Raw genomic sequence first — 24,077 nt, 5'->3', positions numbered from 1 at the left:
CCACGACGTCCCGCAAATAACCTAAAAACAAAAAGCCCTTTCGATATTTTATCGAAAGGGCGAAATTTTTTTATTCAGCCAGAAGCTTTTCAGCAGCTGCTATCTTTACGCAGATAACGAAGAGGTCCATAGCCTTGCTGAGATCCTCGATCGGAGGATATGTAGGAGCAAGTCTGATGTTCTTGTCCTCGGGGTCAACGCCGTAAGGGAATGTAGCACCTGCGCCCGTGAGAGTTACGCCTGCCTCGCTGCAAAGTGAAACTATTCTCTTTGCACAGCCCTGCGGAGCGTTGAACGAGATAAAGTAGCCGCCCTGAGGATCAGTCCACTGACCGATACCGAGAGGAGCAAGCTCCTTTGCAAGCTTATCACATACAAGTCTGAACTTCGGAGCGATAATAGCCTTGTGCTTTTTCATGTGCTCCAGCATATTCTCAAAAGTGCCGAAGAACTTTACGTGGCGGAGCTGGTTCATCTTATCGTAGCTGATAATGCTTATGCCCAGGTACTTCTTGAGCTCGTCGATGTTTGCTTTGCTTGCACCCATAACGGCAATGCCTGCACCCGGGAATGTTACCTTGGAAGTAGAACCGAATATGTAAACGATGTCCTCGTTGCCGACTTTCTTGGCTTCGTCGAGGATATTGAGAATGCATTTTGGTGAGTCGGTGAGATGATGTATGCAGTATGCGTTGTCCCAGAAAATACGGAAGTCCTTTGCGGCAGGCTTTAAAGCTGCGAAGCGCTTTACAGTCTCATCGCTGTAAACGATACCGTCGGGGTTGGAGTACTGTGGAACGCACCATATACCCTTGATGGACTCGTCGTTCTTTACCAGCTCCTCTATCATATCCATATCAGGACCTGTAGGAGTCATGGGGATATTTATCATTTCAACACCGAAGAATTCAGTTACCTTGAAGTGTCTGTCGTAGCCGGGGACAGGGCAGAGGAACTTGATCCTGCCGCATTCCGACCATGGCTTGCTTCCGAGAATGCCCTTGTTGAAAGCGCACTGAACAGAGAAGAACATAGCGTTGAGGCTTGAATTACCGAAGATGATGATCTCGTCGGTGTTTACACCGATCATATCGGAAAAGAGTTTTTTTGCTTCCGGGATACCATCGGGCACTCCGTAATTGCGGACATCATTTCCGCATTCGCTCATAAAGTTACCATCGTCGAAAGCCTTGAGCATATCAAGACTGAGTTCGAGCTGTTCGCTGCAGGGGTTTCCTCTTGCCATATTGAGGCAGAGTCCCTGACCCTTGAAGTCGTTGTACAGCTTTTCATTTTCGCTTTTGAACGAAGCAAGCTCTTCTTTAGTCATCTGGGATAAAATCATTATCGGTATCTCACCTTTCAAATATTAATATGCGCAGTAAAATGCACAAAATCTCCACATAACAGTATATCACAGCGTCCCTGCATTTGCAAGTGTCAATATAACAAATTATACTGAGAGAAAGCTGTTTTTTTTTGGCACTTTCGGCATTATTCGCCTATATATAGCGGTATTCTCTTTTGGAATAGCATTTTGCACTAAAAATGTGATGTGAATTTTAAATGAAAATATAATGAAAACTATTGACTTTTATAGGCAGTTTATATATAATATAAGTATACAGATAATTAACAGGGGATGGGCATTAATTGTTTCAATAGGAGGTATCTGTATGAAAAGATTAATCTCATCGACAATTTCATTTCTGACAGCTATAGCATTGACCATGTGTGCAGGAACAGCAGGTGTGGTATATGCCGTTGATGATTCGGGCGACAGTCTTGGCATGGAGATCACTTTAGGAGACGTGGATTTCGGTTCTCTTGATCTCCCTGCTTCTCCAAAGGCTCAGTCCAACTTCGGCAGCGGCTCTTATAACTACGGCGACCAGCTTGACGCCAATAATCTGGCAGTATATAACGAGTTCATAAAGCTTGCTTCACCTTCTGTCACGCCAATAACCATAAAGCTTCCCGAGACTGTTACCATTAAGGTATCCGCGCTTCCAACATCTCCGAAGTTCACTGACGATGATCAGGAGACGTATCAGCTTGCTATATTCGGTGCCTGCAAGCCCGGAATCGACGCAGCCCTTTTTGACTGTCCCGAGATATACTGGATAGAACCGTCAGGCATAAATATCGCCCTTGGCGATGATACGGGAGTGACCTCCAATATCTTTGCGGGAGGCTATACTCTGAAAATAAGATCGCTGATAATTACTCCTGCTTATCTTGAGGGCTTCAGTTCGCTTAATGAGGCGAAAAGCTACGGTGAGCTGCTGGAGGAGGGACTGGATAAGGTCTCCACCAAGGGCAGCAGCAGGTACGAGCAGTTAAAGAGCATACATGATTATATAGCTAAATTTACATATTACGACCTTGATGCAAGGTTCAGCAGCTCGGCACTTGGAGCAGTTGTAGAGCCGGGAGTAGTCTGTGAGGGCTATGCCGAGGCGTTCAAGCTCATGTGCGACAGACTTGATATCCCATGCGTATGTGTTTTCGGAAATCTTATCGAGGAAGAAAATACAGGTCATATGTGGAACTACGTTCAGATGGAGGACGGCATATGGTACGCAATGGACGTAACATGGGACGACCTTGACGGCAGCAGCGGCAAGGAGGTAAAGTACCAGTATTTCCTGAAAGGCTCAGACAGCTTCTCGGAAAATCATACTCCCGTGGAAGATTATAATATCACACATTTTGATTACCCCGAGATATCAAAGAGCGATTATGTCCTGACTACAGGACCGAAGCAGACGACCACCACAACTACCACTACCACGACTACGACAACTACAACTAAGAAACCAACAACAACAACAACAACTACTACCACAACAACAACTACCACCACCAAAAAGCCTGCTACTACAACGACTACCAAGATGACCACAACTACCAATAAGCCGACTACAACTACGACCAAAGCAATTACTACTGTTACCACTACGACTTCTAAACCTAAAACAACAACAACAACAACGACTAAGCCTGTTACCACAACTACAACGTCCGTAACAACTACGACCAAGCCTGTTACGACAACAACGGCAACAACGACGACCACAGCACCGCCAAAGCCTCTTGTGGGCGACCTTAACCATGACGGTGAGGTGAATATTGCGGATCTTGTTTACTGTCAGGCAACAGTCCTCGGAAAGATACGTCCCGAGTATTCATGCGACGCAAACGGCGACGGTCATACCGATGCCTTTGACATCGTATTTATGCGAAAACTACTGGTATAGCGCAGTAAAGCATTATATCGTTCATCTCCTTTCAGTTCAAATCGGAAAAAGGCTCTATAGATCATTATCAGAGCCTTTTTCCCTGTGTATACTAAAGGGCTTTACAGAAACGGAGCAAGGCTATTATGAAAAATGATTTCCGGAAACCAAAGGATAATCTTATAATACTGAGAGCCCTTGCGGCTTGGTGGATGCTGAGTTTTTCCATTATTTTCTCTGCCACAACGGTGATCGATCTCATATCATCATCATGGAAGGGTACAGGCATCGGAAAGGCAATGATGTTCCGCGCGATATTCTCGGCGCTGTCAGCAGTACCGCTGGCGTTTATCCTGTACTTCCTTGTGATACCCCGCGTCAATAAGCAGTTCCGAATATTCAGGAGAATAGTGTCGAAAATATCCGACGAGGGCTACTCAGATGCGGTCATAAAGGAAATGGAAGCCCAGCTGCAGTTCTGTATGACTATGCCTGCGAGCTACGCCACATACAGGAATCAGTACGCTATGTTTCTTACCGAGGCTTATATGTCTCTCCACGATTATGATATGGCTGAGGAAAAGCTTGGCTGTGTGGATTATGAGTTCATGAAGAGCGAGCTCCGCGGCACAAATACCATATCTCTGCAAAGGAATATCCTGCTTATCCATGTGCTGAGAGTTCAGCTTGCCGCCGAAAGAGGCGATATAAAGCTGACCGAGGAGCGTGTAGCCAGCGGCGAAAAGGTGTTCGCACTGTACCGTGATAAGAGCGAGATGATGAATTATCTTATAGATACGGCTTATTTTGAGTCACTTCTCGTCCACGAGCAGTACGAAAACGCTGATAAGCTCCTTGAAAAATACAAGGATAACGAGGAGATAAGATTCGGCTATCTGCTGGACAAAGGACGCTGCCTTATGAGAATGGGCAGAACGGAGCAGGCTGAGGAATACTTCAACGAAGCCTATTCAATGGCTACAAATGACTGGCGCAGACGCACCATCGACCTTGAAAGAAACAATCCCATATCTTCAAAATCAAGAAAAAGCACTCACCGATAATGAGAGGAGTTCTCATATCAGTGGGTGCTTTTTGAAATCACGGCTGGTCTCGAATGAATCGTACTCAGCCTTTGATATTTCTGTACATTCTGCCGCAAGCCTGTCTGCTTCGGCAGATTTTTTATATATTACGGGAAATTTCGCCACTTCGCCCGACTGGAAATTCAGTGTGGGATTGAGCTGTCCGAAGATATAGGCGAACACCTTTGAGTTGAGCAGTGCGCATATGAAGTGCTTTTTATCTCCCAGATCGAATATGCAGCAGCCGCCGTTGTCAAAGATATAGCCGTTCCCGAACTGTCTTATGCTGAATTTGCCGCTTGTAAGTGTAGACCATGTAAGACCTGCCTTCGTGAAATATCGGTAGTTCGCCACAACAGCGGTTGGGATAGCTCTTATTTCTGCGCCGTCGTCGAACCAGTCGATGACATAGTCATTGAATCCGTACCATTTTCTGTAGCCGCCGCCTTTGTTATATGGAAACCAGCGCCTTTGTAGGGTATCCTCTCTGTCAATGCAGGTGCTGTCAAGGTTGAGCTTATTCCTGTCAACCTCAAACCAGAGCCGCAGGAATCTGTCGTTATCTGAGGTGGAATTGCCCTTTCTCGGAGCAGCTATGCTTCCAAGGGGCGGATAAGCCGAGAAGAGCTTCCGCACATTGTCACTGAGCCAGTAGGCAGCAGGTGCATTCGGCAGCTTGCTGAAATCATCTGCATCAGCCCTGAATACATAGCTGCAATCAGGAGATGCAATGGCTTCAAGGAGCTTTTCTCTCTGGACTTCCAGTCCGCCGCGGAATTCTGTAAGGCGGAAATAGACGCCCTTACTGCTTGTTTTTCGATTGAGCATGGTAAAGGCGCAGACAGGCACAGTGGCTTCTTCAAAAGCGGAGTACTCAAACTGAACAAGGCTTTCGATGGTACGCTCTGTAAACATCATTCGGCGGAGCTTTTCATAGCTCTGAATGAACATCCAGACATAAGGCGTGAGAAAGCCGAGGAAGCCATCAGGCTCAGCAAGCTCCGTGCAGCGCTGTATAAATGCTGAGAACAGGTCAGCGCGGCTGTCGGGGTAGTTCTCCTTTATGAAGCGGAGCAGCTGTGAGCTCATGTTTCCGCAGCTGAGATACGGCGGATTAGTCACTACAACGCTGTATTTTCTTGTGAGAAGCTCATAGACCTTTGCGGCTCTTGAATTTTCAGACATGGGCGGTACAGTCGGTCTTAAAAGGCTGCCGAAAAGCGCCGAGCCTGCGAATTGACGAGAGAAGTCATTATCACCGCCGAGATCTTCCGTATCATATAGATTAAGCGTGATACCACAGTTCAGTATCTCTGGAGCATAGTGAGCAGCTCTCATTATAAGCGCAAAATGGGACATTCTGCGCATACGGCTGTCGATATCGAGTCCGAATATGTTTCGTGAAAGGCAGAGCTTGACAGCTTCAAGGCGGTCATAGCCCATTGAAGTATACAGTTCCATGAACAGGTCAAGGGCTGCTGTAAGGATATTTCCGCTGCCCATGCAGGGGTCGAGAAATGTGATATCCTCGGGAGAGCAGGGACTATGCGTATACTCATGCGCTATATGATATGTGAGCTGCGACGTATCAAAACTGCAGCGTTCTGCAAAAGCATTACCAAGGGTATTTTCCGTCATATAGCGAACTATCCAGTCAGGAGTGAATATCTGGGTGGCGGCTGAGATATTTTCAGCGCCTACCTTTACGCTGCGCTTCAGACCGCTGAGAGCAGCTTCCTTTGCGTCGCTGTTGAAGTACTGATACAGCTGACCGATGAGCTGGACGTTGTTTTCCCATGCACTGTCGGGGATATCGCTGAGTATATTGCAGACCTTTTCCGCAGCAGATATTAGGGGACTATCTTTTGGGAGCCTGCTGAACGGCCCGGGGAGAGTATCGACCTCTGCGGGCAGCCTGTTGGCGGAGATATACCGCATTGCAGCTCCGCGGAAAAAGGCTTCAAATCGAAGTTCATCTGTATCTGTTCTGTTTTTGCCGCAGGATAATTCTTCCTTTACAGCTTCGATAATGCTTTTAAGCGATGATCTTTTCACGGTATCCCTCCCTTTAACAAATAACATTATAACACATAGCAGCTTTTCTTTCAAGGGAAAAGAGCAGTAATGCAGAGCAGCTGCCTTGTGAATTTGGCTATATTTTTTGTAAACCATTGACAATTTACTTGCGCTGTGTTATAATATTTTTGTATTCAATAACTCTGATTTAAAATAATTGCGTAAAAAAGACATGTTTCAAGCAAGAAATCGGTTTTTATTTATATATTTTCAGAGCAGCTTAATGATATTACTATTTCAATTTTTTCACAACAGGGGGACTATATATGAAAAAGGTAATGAAATGGTTGTCCAGCGGTCTCGGATTTGAGAAGCAAAGCAAATACGTAAATGAGTATTTTTTCAGAGCCAATATGCGTGCCAGCATATATATGTCCGTTGTTGTAATAGTCCTTGAGATATGGATGATAATCCGACTTACCAATACTATCATCACCAATCATCTTCAAGACAACTTCATGCACTATTTCGAGAAGTATTACATAAATTACATAATCCTGCTTGTTTCGGGTATCATGATGCTGGTGTTCTCCCTGCGGTATATCAGGGGAAAGACCAATAATCACGGCGTCGGGCAGTGCATAAAATGGATATTCACCTTTGTATGTATCTATTTCGGAATCAAGATATCCATGAACGACTACGCAAAGGGCGAGCAGATACTTACATTCCTGACCATGGAGCTCTTCTCAATGTGTCTCCTTACGTGGAAGCCCTTGGCTGCGTTCATAATCTCAGGCGGCTCGTACCTGTATTTCTTCATTCGCATAAACGATATGGTAGCAGTTAATACAGGAGAAGTAGGTACTACTCTTGCAACGCAGATAAACTTTTTTACCATGTGGATCTCGACCATGATGGTATGTGTTGCAAACTATAACAACACACGTCTGCAAGCCCTGAAGGACGAGAATCTTGAACAGATAAACGCATATCTTTCTAAAATCTCCGTTGAGGACGAGCTGACAGGTATCCACAACATGGTATATTTCCGCTCTGAGGCCGAAAAGGTACTGCACTATGTAATAACCGACAAGGAAAATATCCTTTTCCTGTTCTTTGATATTGAAAACTTCAAGTCCTATAACGAAAAGTACGGCTTTCAGGCGGGAAATGAGCTTCTTATCAAGATAGCCCATATGATAGAGGAAGCTTTTACGGGTTCGCTTGTATCCCGTTTTTCAGATGACCACTTCGTAGTCCTCACCAGTGTTGAGGGCGCCCAGAACAAGGTGGGACAGCTTTCGGGGGAGATAAAGAAGCTCCAGAAAGAGGTACACCTTGAACTCAAATGCGGTGCATACAAGCCTGCCGACGATAAGGCTGACATCAGTCAGGCGTGCGACAGAGCAAGATTTGCCTGCAACAGCATAAAGAAGCATTATGACCGTACTCTGCGCTATTATGACAAGTCCCTTGAAGACAAGTTCCAGCTGAAGCAGTACATCGTCAATAATATTGATACAGCTATCGAAAACGGCTATATCAAGGTATTCTACCAGCCTGTTGTAAATACTGAGGACAGCTCTATATGCGGTCTTGAAGCCCTTGCAAGGTGGCAGGATCCCAATTACGGACTGCTTCCTCCCGGAGCATTCATCGAGATACTTGAAGAGTACCGCCAGATATACAAGCTTGATCTTTGCATGGTGGAATCCGTTTGCAGAGATTATCGGGAGTCCGTTGAGAGCGGAGAGCCTTTCGTACCTGTTTCACTTAACTTCTCACGGCTGGATTTCGAGCTTTGCGATATTGTGGGAAGCCTTTGCGAGATAGTTGAGAAGTATAATGTTCCCAAGGAGTTTATCGACATTGAGATAACCGAGAGCGCTCTTACCGATCAGCAGGATTTCCTGCCCAATGCCATCAAGAGCCTCCGCAGCTTCGGCTACAAGGTGTGGCTGGACGACTTCGGAAGCGGCTATTCTTCGCTGAATGTATTGAAGGATTACCACTTTGATGTTCTCAAGATAGATATGAAGTTCCTCACAGGCTTTGACAGCAACGAGAAGACCAGACCTATCCTTGAAAACATCGTTGATCTTACAAAGCAGCTTAAAATGGTCTCACTTACAGAGGGCGTAGAGACCAAGGAGCAGTTCGATTTCCTTTCGCATATCGGCTGCAACCGTGCACAGGGCTATCTGTTCAGCAAGCCTGTGCCCATTGAAAAGCTCAGGGAGAAAATAGCAGCAGGAGAGCTGCGTGTTTCAAAGGAATATATGCATTAATATCAGCGGCGCTTTCGTTCAACGGGAGCGCCCTATCTGTAAGGGGGAATAATATGCTGAAAAGAATCATATCACCGATATTGACAGCAGCTCTGCTCGTAACGGCTGTTCCCTTTGCGGAGCCTGTACGTGCTGAGGAGGAGCTGAAAGACAGCGGTATAAACTACACAGAGGCCGTTGAGACAATTCAGAATCCCGGAGCAGGTTATACCAACACGGTATGGGCTGTCTGCAAGCCGAATGATACAAAGGTATACAGTCCCACAGGCAGCCTTGTGCTGTTTTTCATCGATATCGGAGCCTTTTCATCGGGGGCAAACGGTACAACTGATGCGGAGGGCAATTATACAGAGGGCGTCGATTACGACCTTGACGAGACTTTTTTCAACGCATGGAGACAGACTCTTGACAACTGCCGCAAAAACGGCTGTATGGTGGGACTTCGTTTCAGATATGACGCAAATGGTAAGGAGAACCCCGAGCCTGCCACATTTGACAAGGTACTGGAGCACATACAGCAGATCAAGGCCAGCAAAATAATAACCGATAACAAAGACATTATCGCATTTGTGGAAACAGGCTTCGTTGGCAAATGGGGCGAACAGCACGGCGGCAAATATACCACAGTGGACTACAAGGCGAAGCTTCTGGAAGCAATGTATCAGGCAATCCCCGAATCCATACCCATAACAGTGCGTACTCCCGATACCTTTGCCAAGTTTGTCGGCATTGACCGCTCCGAGCTTGACAAGCCCGAGTACTATTACAGGATAGTGACCTCTGAGCCGACAGAAGAGGACATCAATGAGGGACCATATCTTCCAAAGTTCAGCCGTGTCGGTCTGTACAACGACGGCTATATGGGAAGCGATTCCGACCTCGGCACATATGAGGACAGAGAGATCGAGACCAACTGGCTGAATCACTTTACGGAGAATACTTACTTCGGCGGAGAGTTCTCAGGGGACATCAAATACGCCAAGCAATTTGACACCTACCTTCCCGAGAACGCCATTCCCGAGATGTACAAGACTCGTCTCAGCTACATAAACGGCAATATCTTCCAGATGTACAAGGAATACACCTATGGCGAGGATTACGATGTCAATGGCGCAGACAATTCCGCTTACTACGGTCAGAGCGTATTTCAGTTCATTCGCGACCATATCGGCTACCGTTTTGTACTGCGAAAGGCTGAAAACAGCGAAAAGGTAAAGCAGGGCGGCCAGCTTGTTACAAGCTTTGATGTGGAGAATACGGGCTTTGCAAATCCTGTTTTCTCGCCGTGGTCATATCTTATCCTTGAAAAAGACGGCAAATTCTACGAAAAAAGCATACCAATGGACGTACATGGATGGAAGTCCTGCAAAACGTCAAAAAACAGCTTTACATGGCAGCTTCCCGACGGTATTGAGACGGGAAAGTGGAATATCTATCTGAGGATATCGGCTATTGCGGACAGGTGTGAGAATTACGATTATCAGAAAGATATAGGACTTCCTAATTACGGCATAAGACTTGCCAACGAGGGCGTCTGGGACAGTAAGCTTGGAGCAAACTATCTGGGAAGCTTCGAGGTCACAGCAAGCGAGGAACACGGCACGAATAATATGCTTTACTGCTCCAGCGTTCCGACCTTGTCAAAATTTGACACTTTTCTGATGACCCTTGATGACTTTACTTTTGTTGATGGTGAGAAGTCGTCTCCCCGTGAGTGGCAGGAAAAAGACCTTATTGCGAAGAAAGACAACTGTTCACTGTCTGTAAGGGCAGACAGCGAAGCTGCTTATTTCATGGCGGAAATGCCCGATGATGCAAAAGAGCCCGTGTACAATATCGAGGTCAGAAACGGCGACGAGCGGTACTGGCTGTATTATTCCTCGGATGGCTTTGTATACTTCAGCCACGATTCCTATGCAGGCTGTCAGTGCAAGTGGAACGGAAATGTGGTGGAGTTCAGGATACCATTTGAGATAATGGGACTTAAAGCAGGGGAAGAGGTAAGCTCGGTGCGAGTATTCCTGCAGGACAGCGCAAATGACTGGAAGCTCATGGGAGACATCACGGCAGCAAATGTGAAGATACCCGATGATTTCCCGATATATACAGCAGAGACGCCTATCTACCTGAGAAAGAACACCTCTATCATACTGCGTTCCAAGTGTGCTGTGCCTGATATCACATATCAGTGGTATCACAACGGAGAGCCCATAGACGGTGCAACTGCCATGATGTACAGGACAAACGAGGATACCAAGGGCAATTATTCCGTAAAGATAACAGCTCCCAACGGTGCAGCGAAAATGGTATCGGTGGTGAATGTGCTCGACCCGGATGAGGAAAATCAGAAGAACGGCGTCAAAGGTGACGCAAACTGCGACGGTATGGTGGATATGTCTGATGTGGTGCTGATAATGCAGTCTCTTTCAAATCCCGATAAATACGGTGAAAGCGGAACTGAAAAGAGCCGCATCACCACAAAGGGCATTGATAACGGTGATGTATCAGGGGACAATGACGGACTAACAGTGGGCGATGCTCTTGAGGTGCAAAAATACCTTCTCGGACTTATAAAAGCATTCAATTAATCAACCTACGGTGCAGATTCTTCTGCACCGTTTTTTGCACTTTAAGTGTATAAAACGCCTTTAAAAATGTCTAAATAGTAATATTGATACCAAAAATATTTAAAAATGTCAAAATACTGTTGTAAGATGCTGCATAATGTGCTATAATTAATACATAATATGGAATCTGTTCATGGGTTATTAAAATTCAGGAGGAATCATTATGAAAAAACAGATCATCAGCACGGCTCTTGCGCTTATGGTGCTTACTGCAACTGCACAGCCATTCGGTCAGAGCGAAAAAAAGGCATATGCCGCAGATACGACCATGCGCGATATCACCACTATGGAGCTTGTGCGTGATATGGGCATCGGTATCAACCTTGGCAACACTATGGAAGCCTGCGGCGACTGGATCAAGGAAGTTGACGACCAGTGGGGCGACGGAGTTCTCACTGTTGAGGAGTACGAAACAGCTTGGGGCAGTCCTGTTATCACGCAGAAGATGATACAGGGTATGGCTGACGAGGGCTTCGGAGTAGTCCGCGTTCCTGTGGCATGGTCAAACCTTATGGGCGATAATTATCAGATCAGCCCCGACCTCGACGCTCGTGTCCACGAGATAGTTGACTGGGTCATCGAAGCTGATATGTACTGTATCATCAATATTCACTGGGATAACGGCTGGGTAAATACTTTCCCTGATAATAAGGACGAGTGCATGAAGCGTTATCAGACTATGTGGGAGCAGATCTCCGACAGCTTCAAGGACTACGGCGACCACCTCATGTTCGAGTCACAGAATGAGGAGCTTGGCTGGGAGAGTGTGTGGAACCCATGGGGCAGCACAGACGGCAAGGCTGAGTCCTATGCCCTTGTAAATGAGATAAACCAGAAGTTCGTTGACGTTGTGCGTAAATCAGGCGGAAACAATCCGAAGCGTCATCTGCTGATATCGGGATATAACACGGGATTTGACCGTACCTGCGATCCTCTCTTCAAGATGCCAAACGACCCTGCGAACCGCATGGCAGTATCAGTACATTACTATACTCCCGCAGGCTTTGCCATACTTGAAGACAAGGACGAATCATGGGCTAAGGCTCGTTCCACATGGGGGACTGACGAGGATTACAAGGAGCTCAATGCCAATATGGACATGATGAAGAAGGGCTTCATCGACAAGGGGATACCTGTTATCGTAGGCGAGTACGGCTGTCCTACAAAAGGCAAGGACGCTGATTCTGTAAGACTTTTCCTCAGCTCGGTATGCAAGGCTGCTTATGAGCGTCAGCTCTGTCCTGTACTGTGGTCTACTCCCGATTCAAAGCAGGACGACGGAACTATTATCAAGGGACACTATGACCGTTCCACCTGCAAAATGGTTGATCAGGAGCTGAAAAAGCTCTTCAACGAGATATCGGGCTTCAATCCAAAGACTCCTGCGGAGACAACGACTACTACCTCAACTACAACTTCAACAGCGACCACAACTGTAACAACTACTGAAACTACAACAACTACAGCTGCACCTGCACCTACAACTACTGCAACCAATGTTTCTGAGACAACAACTTCTGTAACAACAACAGAGCATGTGACTTCAACAACTACTACAGCTCCCTCAGCAGGCAAAAAGGGTGACGCAAACGGCGACGGCACCGTTGACATGTCGGACGTCGTACTTATCATGCAGTCACTTGCAAATCCAAACAAATTCGGTGAGAACGGTACAGATGAACATCACATCACTCATGAAGGCGTTATCAACGGAGATGTAGCAGGCGGCAATGATGGTCTCACAAGCGGAGACGCTCTTGAGATACAGCTGTTCCTCCTTGGCATAAGAACTTCACTTTAAAAGTGTTGCCGTTATATATCAAAAAGCCCGAAAGCTTCATGCTTTCGGGCTTTTGCTTAATCCTTTGCGAATACCTCTTCGTCTATGACCTTTCTGTTTTCACCGAAGTCCACCTGTAAAACGTTTCCTACGTCAACATCGGCAGCAGTATATGAACCTTCTACTGGTATCTGTATCTGCTTTGTCTTATATTTCAGAGCAAAAGGCAGTCTCAGTGAGTAGAGATATGCTTTCGGTGTGGACATATTCGTGGATACATCGGGAATGACATCGGAAGCAAGATTCTTGAAGATAGATGGCTTGAACTTTTTGAGCTTGGCGATGATAAGCGACATGACTCTGCGCTGACGCTCTGTACGCTCGAAGTCGCTGTTGCCTACCTTTCGTATACGTGAATAGGACAGAGCCTGCTTGCCGTTGAGGTGGAGCTTTCCTCCGCCGCTGAGCAGGTCTGACATTCTGTCGTCGCCCATGAGTTCATTTACCTCGGATATGAGGATAACGTTTATCTCCTCGGCTTCTTCGTTGCTCACGTCGATATCTATTCCGCCTACCGCATCAACGACCGATACGAATGAAGCGAAGTCAACTGCTACATAGTCATCGATACGAACATCGAAGTTGTACTCGATAGTGTCCATGAGCAGGTCTGCGCCGCCGTAGGCATAAGCTGCATTGAGCTTGTCCCAGCTGCCTGTATTCGGCAGCTCCACATAGCAGTCGCGCATGAATGAGGTCATGATTATCTCATTGGTCTTGCTGTTGAGGGACACCAGTATCATTGAGTCGGAGCGTCCCTTGTCGTCGGCAGTTCTACCGTCAGTACCGATAACAAGAATACTGCGGACGTGACCTCTGCCGAGGGTATCCGCGTAATGGGTACGGCTCTCGGAGGGCAGATAGTCCATTTTCTTTATAAGGGCTACAGAGGTACATGAATACATACAGAAAAGTATCATGAACAGTGCAAGTACTGTCTTGAATACTCTGCCCACTATCCTGCGCAGCAGCGACTTGTGATGTCGCTTTTTCTTCTTCGGACGTTCCTCTGCCTCGGGCTGAGGAGCGGAAGTCTTTTTGCGTTTCTGAGGCTGCTTTGGCGGTGGGGGAGGAGCAGGCTCGTCCATGGGAGGCGCATAATAACCGCCGCCGCTGTATTCCTGCGGGGACTGCTGATTATAGTCGTAATACTGCGGATCATTATAGTTTGGCTGTTGTGGTGGAGCAGAGTGTGGGAACTGAGGCGGCTGCTGTGAATGAGGAAACTGCGGAGGCTGTCCCGACTGTGGAAAGTGTGGCGGCTGCTGAGAAGCTCCGCTGCTGCCCTGCTGTGAGGAAGTGCTTCTGCGATTCACTCTTCTCAGTGGGGGAAGCTCCTGCTTAGGCGGAGCATTGTAGGGGTTAACGCCGCCCGGGAGCAGCATGGTGTCTTCGTTGTCAGTGTTTGGAATGTTGTCTTCATCTCTGCCGTTATATCTGTTTGGCATAATGAGCTCCTTTCTATGCTGTAAGAACCTGTATCAGAGCTGACACAGGTTCTTTTACGTCATGTTTTTTTGAGACTTACGGCAATATATGTAAGTGCGGTCCATGCTGCGTTGTAGACTACGAGCGCAGTGGCTGACATATACACGTAATTCAGTCGGAATGCCTTTGACAATATGAGCATCATACAAAGACCGAAGCCGAGAAGTATGGAAGCTGTCTGCAAAATAAGTCCGATAATTGCCGATGCATGTACTACCTTTGTGCCGATAAGCAGCTCGGCAAGGGAAGAAAACTTTCCTGTGGTAGCCATTGATGAGCTGAGACGTACTGCCTTTTTTGTCTCCTCGTAGAAGTCCTCGTGGAGCTTCTTTGGCAGTATCCTTATCATTTCTTCGGGGATACCGAAGAGCTTGTTGAGCTTTTTCAGTGTGATGCATGGGTCAATGCTCTTTATGAACATGCAGATCTTGTTTTTGCAGATCTTCTTTGCCCATTTTTTCACATATCTGTCAGCGACTATGTCCACAACGAACATTGCAGCAAGATTTCCCGAAATTGACAGGTAAAGAGCGTCCTTGCCCTCGTCAACGAACTCAGCCTCCTGAGTTTTTGTGGGAACACCTTCGATATTATGGCTGGTCATGAGCTCGCGGTTTCCGAAGAGTACGCGCTTGTTGTTTATCCAGCCGCACATTCCCATTCCCTCCTCATAGGAGTAGTTCTCAATGGGATAGAGAGCACCGTTTCTGCCTGCTATAACATCGGTAAAGAGCTGGGACATTATGCTTCCCGAGGTAGCCGTAAGGCTTGCAGCCTCAAGAAAAGCCTCGTCCAGCTTTGTATTGGAGAAAACCTTGATACCGTCAAGTCTGACTGTACCTTCGGGGAAAAGAGTTCCTGCATCTATGAGTATGGAGTTTGTGTCGTAGAAATCGTCAACGCTCTGATAGCCAAGCATTATGCCCTTGTTGCGGATAGCGCTCTTGGAAACATTTTCAAGGGGGATATTGACTACAAAAGGCATTGCGATACAGGACGTAGCGCATATGAGCATGCTGTAGATAGAGAAGCTGAAAGCAATTGAGTCAAGGCTTGCAATGGTTCCTTTGTAGAAGATAGTCAGGAACAGAGCAACGACTATTGAAGCAAGCAGGCATAAAGGAGAAGCCTTTTTGCAGAAGTCGTCGGTCATATCCGAGGAGTAGGTATAGCGCAGGAAATCCGTAAGGAAGTCAGTTTTGCGCATTGAAGCAAGGATAGGGAAGTCTCCCAGTGTGCCGCGGGTAATGCGCTCTGCGCGGTCCTCGTCAGTGACGTAGGTAACGCCGTGACGGTCGAAGTTCTTGGATACGAACTTGAAGTTACGGGCAGCTCGCCTTATGATAAGGTGCTTGCCCAGTGCATTTATAAGAAGTGCAAGTATGCCTACAGGCATATAGATGTGTATATTTTCCGAGCTTACAAGGTCCGGGCTCATAAAAGCGGGGATAATGGCGATAAGGCACGACAGAGCAGTTATAGCCGTCATGGAGTCGCCGTCCGCCTTGAAGCTGAGCAGCTTGCGCAGTCCCTTGGTAATTACTGCCATTGAAGAAAGAATGGAGACAGCTCCGAGAATAAGGTGGACTGTCAGATACGCCTTGATATTTGACATGCTGAAAATATCAAGTGTGGGCAGGTCGAACTGATTGGCAAGTGTCATGAAAAGGCTCAGGAAAGCGGTCATTGCCAGTATTACCACACGGACCGAGATAGTGCTTTTCAGCTCGTAGATATCACGTCCCACGTCCTCAACATCGCCGTAATAGTTGAAATCGACTATACGTTTGGTTCTCTTGTTCTTGGAATGTACCGACATATATTCGTCGGCACCCTGAGTGATATGAACGTCAAGCTGATGTGCATCGATATCCACTTTTTCGCTGAGATTGATACTTGTGAGCTCAGCACGTGGAGCTGGTTCAACGGGCTTTGCAGCTTCAACTGCGGCAGGTGAGGGAACTATATCCGTTATCTGCTTTCTGCCCTCTGGACTTTCAGCCTCATTGATTATCTGTATACGGCTGCGCTTTTTCTTCTTGAACTCAGGGGGAGTATACATGTACTCGCCCTCGGGAGTTTCACGGGCGTATGTATAATCGTTGTCCTTTTTGCCGCGGCGCTTTTTCGTATTCTTTTTGCTTTCGATCTCCTTGGCACGGGTGGACTCGCTCATACGCCTTATCTTCGGCGCTTCGTCGGGAGTCATCTGCACGGGAGTGATAGTGCCCGAGGGTATCACCTTTCGCTGAGGATTGGTGCGTATCTCGCTCATGGCGTCGGAGCTTACCACAGCCACCTTATGTCTTGAAAGGTCGGCAGGCTTTACCTCGTCCGCAGGTGAATCATTACGGTGAGCATTATCGAAAAGAGCAGACTTTTCATGTGAGATAGGCGGTCTCGGCTTGGGGCTGCCTACGAATTCGGGAGCATCTATTGTAGAATTTATGATCTTATTGGCATCAACTCTGCCAACCTTAGTCTTAGGTTCAAGAGTATCGGGAGAGTACTCGTCAAGAATAGCCTCCAGCGATGGTTTCTGTTCTGACATATTTATCTCCTTATTCAGAGCCTCTGCGCTGACGCAGTACCTCGTACATAAAGATACCTGCCGCAACCGAAGCGTTGAGTGAGTTTATCTTTCCGCACATGGGAAGCTTTATCATAAAGTCGCATTTTTTCTGTATGAGCTGACTCATTCCGAAGCCTTCTGAGCCGATAACGAGGGCAACTCCGCCTGTAAAGTCGGTCTCGGAGTAGTCCGTGCCCGAAGCGTCAGTACCGTATATCCACACACCGTTGTCCTTGAGGGTATCGATGCAGGCTGCAAGGTTTGAGACTCTTGCAACGGGGACATAGCTTGCCGCACCTGCCGAGGTCTTAAAGACCGTAGCATTAAGGGAAGCGCTTCTGCGCTTGGGGATAATAACTCCGTCAGCACCCGATGTCTCGGCAGTACGGATTATAGCTCCCAGATTATGTGGGTCTTCTATCTCATCGCAGATGATGATGAATGGCTTAGTGCCTTTTTTCTGTGAAACGGCAAGGATATCCTCCACCGTAACGTACTCTCCGCAGGCGCCCTCGGCAACTACTCCCTGATGTGAAGCACCGCCCGAAAGGCGTGAGAGCTTTTTATCGTCAGCGTCCTTGACAACGACGCCTTTTTCCCTTGCAAGGCGGCGGATAACGCCGAGGCTTCCGCTGTTTCCGTCGATATAGACCGTATCGAGATTAGCGCCCGATTTTAGAGCCTCTATGACGGGATTTCGTCCGCAGATTATATTCTGGGGCATGTCTTTGATATTTTTCTCTTTTTCCATATTTTAACAGCGAGCGCGAAACGCTCATGCTCCTTTTGTTCTGTTTAGTGCTTTCACAAATGAAAACACCATATCAATTATATCATCATTGAATTGAAATTACAAGTACCTTTTCGCATAAAATTGCTATATATCCGCATTGTCAGTTGTTTATATCAATTACGGAGAGCTCTGGACGGTTGAAAATACGCGGTATGAATATCATACGCATAGGTCTTGCCAGTCCGCGGCTGATTATATGAGTAGTATCGCAGTATTGATACATACCCGTGGTGTACTTTGGGAAGATGCCCTGCTCGGGAGCATAAAGTCCCTGATCGAGTATCTTTGGAATTCTCCACTGACCGCCGTGAGCGTGACCCGAAAGGATAAGATCGAAGTCCTTGGCGTTGTCGCAGTACTTTCCGAGGTAATAGTCTATATCCTCGGGCTGATGAGCGACCAGAATATTGTAGTGCTTATCGTCCATATTATCGAAGCATTCCTCAATCTGAGTGGAATAGCTGTAGCAGACAGTGCCGTTTATAGCACCGAAAAGGCGGATATCCTGTTCCTTTACAGTGATGTCGGCGTAGTCCTTGCCCATGAGCAGGGGACATATCTTGCGGGCTTCATCGTAGAATTCGTCAATATCGCTTCTCATCTCCTCGTGATTTCCCGGGGAATAGAAGCAGGGGTACTCCTTGCTGAGTGCGGACATGAGGTCAAGAGCGTGTTCTGTTCCGCCCCACATGTCTATGACGTCACCGCCGAATACGACCATATCGGGCTCAGCCTCTTTGACTGCCTTAATGAGCTTGGAATTGTCGGTATTTCCGTAAAAGCAGTTGTGCAGGTCTGATATAAAGACTATCCTTACATTCTGGTCGAAGCCCTCTGCTTTCACATTGTAGTACACGTTCTTCATAGCGAAGCCCCATGCGCTCAGTGCGCATAGTACTGCACATATTGCAGCAAGGGTTATACGTTTTTTTGCTTTCTTTGACATTATTTACCTCTTTCGGCAATAATAGCGAGCATCTCTCCCACATTCTTCATGCCCGATACCTCGCGCATCTTAAAGCGAAGTCCGAACTCGTTTTCAACTGCGGCAATGAGATTGATGTGCTCAAGACTGTCCCAGTCCTCAATATCGGCAGATGTGGTGTTCTCATTCACATTAAGCGAAGAGTCACCGAAAACATCTCTGAATACCTCATTGAGACGGGGCAGTATTTCATTATTATTCATTCTGAATTCTCCTTATCACGAATTTTTATTACCTTGTTCTTGTTTTTATAGCCTTCGATGTCGAGATACCATACGGAATCCCCGTTATCAAGCTTTTCGGCGAGAGTGAAGCCGAATGAGCCGTAAAGCTCGGCTACCATGTTATTTTTGTGTGTCTTATAGTAGTAGCCGTTTATGCGTGTGATGCCTTTTTCTCTTGCACGGCGCACAAGCTCGTCCAGCATTGCAAGCTCCATGTCTCTTTTCAGCACTCGGCAGCTCATGAGCCACAGCTCGATATCCAGCTCCTTGTCCCTGCACCTGCCTATGACAACGGATACTATGCCGTTATCGCCGAATTTATCAAGAAGTCTGCCGCAGATGCAGATATGGTCGGGACTTGTGCTGACGTTCTGTATCTCGTCCTCGTTATAGCGGCGTGTGGTGAGATTGAACTGGTTGCTCTTGTTGGCGAGCTGAGTTATACGCTGTATATAAACGGGATCAAAGCCGCAGATAACAGCGTGCATATCAAGGCTCAGCAGATAGTCCTCATAGCTCTCGAAGCTTCTGAGCTGAGCGGCTCTCTGAGCATTTGCGGCATACATTTCCGAGCGGTGCATATCGTCGTCGGAGACAGCTGTCACCTCGAAGAAGCCGCTGCGTGTGAGCCTGTACATAGCCTCATGGACAGTGCTCAGGTTTATGGTCTGTACCATAGGGAGCTGTCCCTCTATCATAGCGCACTCCGCAGGATTGTCGTCGATGAATACAAAACTGTCCAGTCCGAGACTGAGATCAGCGGCAGTTTCTGCGATATTACGGTCCTTGGACTCCCAGTTTGCCTTTATGGAGACGAAATCCGAGGCTTTGAGCACACCGCAGGGGTGATCGAGACCAAGAAGCGCATTTTCTTCGTCGTTCTTGGAGCATACCGCAAGAAGCACGCCGTAGTCCTTGTAGCCCTTGATAAAGCTTTGGAACTCGCTGAAAGCCTGTCCCACAGCGGTCTCCTGACCGATCTCTATGCCTTCCTGACCGTCGTCGCCGATAACTCCGCCCCACAGCGTATTATCAAGATCAAGGTCAATGACCTTGTGGTTCTTGCCGTAGATAGATTTGATTATGCAGGCAAGGCTGTATGCAAGATCGGGGATAACATTAGTGCTCATGGCATACTTGTAGAGATACCAAGCCTCGGCGTCGTGCCAGTTTGCCAGACCGCAGACTGCGGAGAGATAGTTTATATCGTGGATGTAGATACCTCTGGTATTGCGGGCGTAGTCCGACAGCATAACGTTCATGCGCTGAATGAAGGCAGCCTGACCTGCGGTGCTCCAGCCGTCGTAGCTTCCTGTGCGTCTGAACAGGGGAAGCTCGAAATTGTTCTGTATAACAGGGCATGAGAAGTGCTGCTTGAGGCTGTCCCACACCTGCTTGAAGTAGGCGAACTGATCGTTAAGGCGCTGCTCCACTCTCTCGGGAGTCTCAGCAGGGCTCTCAGGGAGCATGGTAAGATTTCGTGAGGTGGTATGGACATAGATTATATCGGGATCGAAGCTGTCAAGCTCGGGATTGCCGAAAACGGCGTCCTCGTAGAACTTGTTGTACTCCGATAGATAGAATTCGGGCTCAATGCCGAAATTCAGCAGAAAAAGCTCAAGTGCGGATACAATATGATTGACCGTTGAGCCCCCCAGCACAGCGATCCTCTTCTTTACGCGGACGCAGCCGTCAGCAAGCAGCTGCTTGCGGAGCGCAAGTCGTCTGCGGATTATATCCTTGCCGTCGAATGGAAAGTTGAGTTCTCTCATAATATCACCTTATTTTGTCAGATTGTTGTATATACAGGTCCTGTTGCCGCCCACTGCGGAGAATGAACACATGGCAAAAAGGAGATCCGTTCCGCCGACTCTGTTGATGAAGTCAATGGCGTTCAGGTCGAAATAACGTATATCGCAGAGATATATGTTCTCAAAGGAGCTTGTCAGCATAGGCAGCAGGGCGTTTCCGTAGCTGTCCTTGAAGATGACAAGATTTCTTCCGTTTTTGCATTCTGTGTTTACATGGACTATCCTCTCGTCTGATCCGAAAACCATATAATAGCCTGAATTAGCCATAAATGACGGGTCAAAGAGAAGATTTGCAGCAACGGGATTTTCAAAACGTGTGTTGTACTGTGTTACTGTTACGGGTGTCTGAGGCTTGTAATAAACAAAGTCCTCTGGATTATTCATGAGCGTCGCGCTCTGTGTGTACATATAAAGGGTGCCGACATAGCCGGGCAGGGTGACTGTCTCATACTCCGAGAGCTCGGGATAGGGAACACCCGCTGTAAGAGCGAACTGCTGGACGGCGTAATAAGCGCCGAGAGGCTGCCAGTGGTGGTCGGTACGGGAGTATATAGCCTCGTCCTTATGGGCATTGAGTATACCGTAGGCATCAACTGAGATAACATTGTTGAGTGCAGCGTCTATCTTGTCGAAGTCCTCTTTTTCGCTGTATGCAAGGTTCTGATACTTTTCGGGCAGATAGAATGAGCTGGACGTGGGCAGTACCATTGAGTAAACATTTACGTTGGGCAGCTTCTCCTTGTAGAGATTTACATAGGAAGCGTACTCCTGCTCAGTGCCCCATGCACCGCCGTAAAGTGTGACTCCTCGTTTATTGACGATGAGGATATTGTTTGTGAGCTCGCCGTCGGCAGGAGCTTCCTCAGCGGGAGCTGTAGTTTCCTCCTGAACAGCAGTTGTGACTGTAGTCGATACAGAAGTTGCTGTGCTCACAGGTGTGGTGGTAGTCAGGTTAGCTTTCTTCTCAAATCCGCTGCCGAAGAGCTCGGCTTCCTCGCCGTCATTGCCGTATTTTCTGCCTTTCAGCTGGATTATATAGTCGGAGATGAACTCCTTGATATGAGCTCTGTCGTGAACGGTATCGTCAAAGTAATCGGCAACGCCCTCTGTAAATTCACCGCTTGCATAGCTCTTTGCGGAGAATTCGGGGAATTCGGTGAGATAGCGGTTCTCGTCGTCGGCTTTTGTCTCATGGGGCAGAAGCGCCACATAAATGAATCCGCCCACAAATACAGCGCTTATGGCTATCACATTTGCAAGGGAAATAATGTTGAGAGCCTTTTTGCGCTGCTGTTTTTTCAGCTTTTTAGCCTTGATAGGTACATCTATTGAAGTTCCTGCGCGGTCTGACGCCTCGATTGAGATGACAGGCTCGGGCAGCTTGTCTTTGTTTTTGTAATCGGTCATGGATTTGCCTCGTTAGAATCTGAAATAAAGGAAAGGATTTGCTGTAGAAGCTACCAGCATTATGCTCGTAACTATGAGCAGTAGAGCAGCCGCAACAGCTGCTGCGGAGGAAACGGCTGCCTTTGTAACGAAGTGCTTGTCCGCAGTCTGTTTGACGAGCTTGATGATAGGGAAGCAGCATATTACAGCCACAGTCAGCAGGTACATATTATTGATAACGGATATCTTGTCCTGAACGGCAAGGAAGCCGTTTTCGCCGAAGCCGAATGCAGTCTTGAAGAATGTGCCCAGCTTGTCAAGCTTCTCGAAATAGAATATGCCGAATCCGATGATTATGACAAGCTTGCTGTAAAAATGTCTTATCACTACAGGAACTTTTTTCATGCGCTTCTTGCCGATAAGCATTTCAATGAATACGAAAATGCCGTAGTAAAGTCCCCAGATGATGAAGTTCCAGCTTGCGCCGTGCCATATTCCCGTGCAGAGCCATACGAGGAAAAGCCCGCCGTACTTTCTTCGCTTTCCGAATATGGGGATATAGAGCACGTAATCACGGAAAAACGTGCTGAGGGAGATATGCCAGCGCTGCCAGAATTCGGTGATGTCCTTGCATATGAAAGGGTGGTCGAAGTTCTCATCGAAGTGGAAGCCGAATATGCGTCCCAGACCTATGGCTATATCGGAATATCCCGAGAAGTCAAAGTATATCTGCAAGCCGTAGGCTATAGCGCCGTACCATGCTCCGAACATTGTGGAGCTGCCTATATTTCCGAGGAAGCTGTCAGCGATGATGCTTAGCTGGTTTGCAAGGAGCACCTTTTTGCCGAGACCTAGAGCCACGCGGTTGAGTCCGTAAGAAACATCGCTGAGCACGATCTTTCGGTCGTTTATCTCTTTTTCTATAGTGCTGTAGCGGACGATTGGTCCTGCCACGAGCTGTGGGAACAGCGTCAGGTAAAGCAGGAATTTGCCGAATTTCTTCTGGGGCTCCACCTTTTCCCAGTGACAGTCGATGATATAGGAAACTGTCTGGAAGGTATAAAAGCTTATACCGATAGGCAGCCTTATATCGGGAACAGGTATTGAAGATGAAAAAAGGGCGTTGATATTTTCCACAATAAAGCCGCTGTATTTGAAAACGCCAAGCATGAGAAGGTCATAGACCACCGCTGCAGCAGTAGCAGCCGTATCCCCCTTTTGTCCCTGATATTTCCCGATGATAAGTCCCGCGGTGTAGTTCACCACAGCAGTTGTCAGCATCAGGAAGATATATACGGGCTCGCCCCAAGCGTAAAAAATAAGCGAGAAAACTATCAACACCAGATTTTTTGCTTTCGTCCCTCTTGCCAGTGCATAGCACAAAAGGCAGACTGGGAGAAAGATATATATAAAGAATAGTCTCGAGAAAACCATTGTTCTACCGCCTTGTTGTATTTGTTCTGTATCTTTATCTGTATTTTACCGCAATAAAAGCAGGCGGAGAAAATAAATAAAAAAGTAAATGACATGAAAATCTATATAAAACATTATACTACAAAACAGTACTGATTGCAAGTGGAAACGAGTTTGTTTTTGCTTTTTCGGAAGCAAATTGCAAAAATCGTATCAAAACACAAAAAAACCGCATATTTTTGCGGCTTTTTTGGAAAATATATTTTTTGTTATTGTTATCAGGGAACGCCTTCACTTGCAAGGCGTT

General features: G+C 47.1%; 15 protein-coding genes. 5 read left to right on the top strand and 10 right to left on the bottom strand.

Annotated features, from left to right (window positions below; genetic code table 11):
- Positions 1-70 precede the first annotated feature (70 nt).
- Positions 71-1,345 (bottom strand): aminotransferase class I/II-fold pyridoxal phosphate-dependent enzyme, encoded by a 1,275-nt coding sequence (locus N774_RS0103565; RefSeq protein ID WP_024859925.1) that lies wholly within the window; start codon positions 1,343-1,345, stop codon positions 71-73.
- A gap of 331 nt (positions 1,346-1,676) precedes the next feature.
- On the opposite strand from N774_RS0103565, the gene N774_RS0103560 reads away from it, so the two are divergent.
- Both N774_RS0103560 and N774_RS0103555 read left to right on the top strand, forming a co-directional pair.
- Entirely contained in the window at positions 1,677-3,260 is a 1,584-nt protein-coding gene (locus N774_RS0103560; RefSeq protein ID WP_024859924.1) for a dockerin type I repeat-containing protein, read from the top strand.
- Positions 3,261-3,385: 125 nt separating this feature from the next.
- Positions 3,386-4,303 carry a tetratricopeptide repeat protein gene (locus N774_RS0103555; protein WP_024859923.1) on the top strand — a complete coding sequence of 306 codons (918 nt, stop codon included), beginning with the start codon at positions 3,386-3,388 and terminating at the stop codon, positions 4,301-4,303.
- Between the two features lie 12 nt (positions 4,304-4,315).
- On the opposite strand, the gene N774_RS0103550 is transcribed toward N774_RS0103555, so the two are convergent.
- Complete coding sequence (locus tag N774_RS0103550; protein WP_024859922.1) at positions 4,316-6,379, bottom strand: SAM-dependent methyltransferase; 2,064 nt, start codon at positions 6,377-6,379, stop codon at positions 4,316-4,318.
- A gap of 287 nt (positions 6,380-6,666) precedes the next feature.
- Here N774_RS0103550 and N774_RS0103545 point away from each other — a divergent pair, with 287 nt between their 5' ends.
- The 3 genes from N774_RS0103545 to N774_RS0103535 all read left to right on the top strand — a co-directional run bounded on the left by N774_RS0103545 (position 6,667) and on the right by N774_RS0103535 (position 13,059).
- Complete coding sequence (locus N774_RS0103545) at positions 6,667-8,631, top strand: putative bifunctional diguanylate cyclase/phosphodiesterase (RefSeq protein WP_024859921.1); 1,965 nt, start codon at positions 6,667-6,669, stop codon at positions 8,629-8,631.
- A 53-nt stretch (positions 8,632-8,684) separates the two neighbouring features.
- On the top strand, positions 8,685-11,219 hold the full coding sequence (locus tag N774_RS0103540) for a DUF4832 domain-containing protein (RefSeq protein ID WP_024859920.1): 2,535 nt from the start codon (positions 8,685-8,687) through the stop codon (positions 11,217-11,219).
- A 202-nt stretch (positions 11,220-11,421) separates the two neighbouring features.
- Positions 11,422-13,059, top strand: a complete 1,638-nt coding sequence (locus tag N774_RS0103535; RefSeq protein WP_024859919.1) for a cellulase family glycosylhydrolase — start codon at positions 11,422-11,424, stop codon at positions 13,057-13,059.
- A gap of 56 nt (positions 13,060-13,115) precedes the next feature.
- Here N774_RS0103535 and N774_RS16720 read toward each other — a convergent pair whose 3' ends face one another.
- The 8 genes from N774_RS16720 to N774_RS0103495 form a co-directional block, all read right to left on the bottom strand.
- Positions 13,116-14,546, bottom strand: a complete 1,431-nt coding sequence (locus N774_RS16720; RefSeq protein WP_024859918.1) for an LCP family protein — start codon at positions 14,544-14,546, stop codon at positions 13,116-13,118.
- A 59-nt stretch (positions 14,547-14,605) separates the two neighbouring features.
- Positions 14,606-17,137 carry a hypothetical protein gene (locus tag N774_RS0103525; RefSeq protein ID WP_024859917.1) on the bottom strand — a complete coding sequence of 844 codons (2,532 nt, stop codon included), beginning with the start codon at positions 17,135-17,137 and terminating at the stop codon, positions 14,606-14,608.
- 10 nt (positions 17,138-17,147) lie between these two features.
- Positions 17,148-17,909 carry a 23S rRNA (guanosine(2251)-2'-O)-methyltransferase RlmB gene (gene rlmB, locus N774_RS0103520; protein WP_024859916.1) on the bottom strand — a complete coding sequence of 254 codons (762 nt, stop codon included), beginning with the start codon at positions 17,907-17,909 and terminating at the stop codon, positions 17,148-17,150.
- 142 nt (positions 17,910-18,051) lie between these two features.
- Entirely contained in the window at positions 18,052-18,897 is an 846-nt protein-coding gene (locus N774_RS0103515) for a metallophosphoesterase (protein WP_024859915.1), read from the bottom strand.
- Entirely contained in the window at positions 18,897-19,139 is a 243-nt protein-coding gene (locus N774_RS0103510) for an acyl carrier protein (protein WP_024859914.1), read from the bottom strand. The genes N774_RS0103515 and N774_RS0103510 overlap by 1 nt, the downstream gene beginning before the upstream one ends.
- A complete protein-coding gene (locus N774_RS0103505) occupies positions 19,136-20,932 on the bottom strand; it encodes an HAD-IIIC family phosphatase (RefSeq protein ID WP_024859913.1) in 1,797 nt (598 codons plus the stop codon). The genes N774_RS0103510 and N774_RS0103505 overlap by 4 nt, the downstream gene beginning before the upstream one ends.
- A gap of 9 nt (positions 20,933-20,941) precedes the next feature.
- On the bottom strand, positions 20,942-22,378 hold the full coding sequence (locus N774_RS16715) for a DHHW family protein (protein WP_051463366.1): 1,437 nt from the start codon (positions 22,376-22,378) through the stop codon (positions 20,942-20,944).
- Between the two features lie 12 nt (positions 22,379-22,390).
- Entirely contained in the window at positions 22,391-23,698 is a 1,308-nt protein-coding gene (locus tag N774_RS0103495; RefSeq protein ID WP_278245149.1) for an MBOAT family O-acyltransferase, read from the bottom strand.
- Between the last annotated feature and the right edge of the window lie 379 nt (positions 23,699-24,077).

This window comes from Ruminococcus flavefaciens AE3010 (assembly GCF_000526795.1).
Lineage (GTDB): Bacteria > Bacillota > Clostridia > Oscillospirales > Ruminococcaceae > Ruminococcus > Ruminococcus flavefaciens_D.
This window is presented reverse-complemented; position numbering and strand designations above follow the sequence as displayed.

Bases quoted from the DNA above. Each gene is read 5' to 3' on its own strand.
- N774_RS0103565 (WP_024859925.1), bottom strand. From the start codon at position 1,345: ATGATTTTATCCCAGATGACTAAAGAAGAGCTTGCTTCGTTCAAAAGC.
- N774_RS0103535 (WP_024859919.1), top strand. From the start codon at position 11,422: ATGAAAAAACAGATCATCAGCACGGCTCTTGCGCTTATGGTGCTTACT.
- N774_RS16715 (WP_051463366.1), bottom strand. From the start codon at position 22,378: ATGACCGATTACAAAAACAAAGACAAGCTGCCCGAGCCTGTCATCTCA.
- N774_RS0103510 (WP_024859914.1), bottom strand. From the start codon at position 19,139: ATGAATAATAATGAAATACTGCCCCGTCTCAATGAGGTATTCAGAGAT.
- N774_RS0103560 (WP_024859924.1), top strand. From the start codon at position 1,677: ATGAAAAGATTAATCTCATCGACAATTTCATTTCTGACAGCTATAGCA.
- rlmB (WP_024859916.1), bottom strand. From the start codon at position 17,909: ATGGAAAAAGAGAAAAATATCAAAGACATGCCCCAGAATATAATCTGC.
- N774_RS16720 (WP_024859918.1), bottom strand. From the start codon at position 14,546: ATGCCAAACAGATATAACGGCAGAGATGAAGACAACATTCCAAACACT.
- N774_RS0103525 (WP_024859917.1), bottom strand. From the start codon at position 17,137: ATGTCAGAACAGAAACCATCGCTGGAGGCTATTCTTGACGAGTACTCT.
- N774_RS0103545 (WP_024859921.1), top strand. From the start codon at position 6,667: ATGAAAAAGGTAATGAAATGGTTGTCCAGCGGTCTCGGATTTGAGAAG.
- N774_RS0103505 (WP_024859913.1), bottom strand. From the start codon at position 20,932: ATGAGAGAACTCAACTTTCCATTCGACGGCAAGGATATAATCCGCAGA.
- N774_RS0103515 (WP_024859915.1), bottom strand. From the start codon at position 18,897: ATGTCAAAGAAAGCAAAAAAACGTATAACCCTTGCTGCAATATGTGCA.
- N774_RS0103540 (WP_024859920.1), top strand. From the start codon at position 8,685: ATGCTGAAAAGAATCATATCACCGATATTGACAGCAGCTCTGCTCGTA.
- N774_RS0103555 (WP_024859923.1), top strand. From the start codon at position 3,386: ATGAAAAATGATTTCCGGAAACCAAAGGATAATCTTATAATACTGAGA.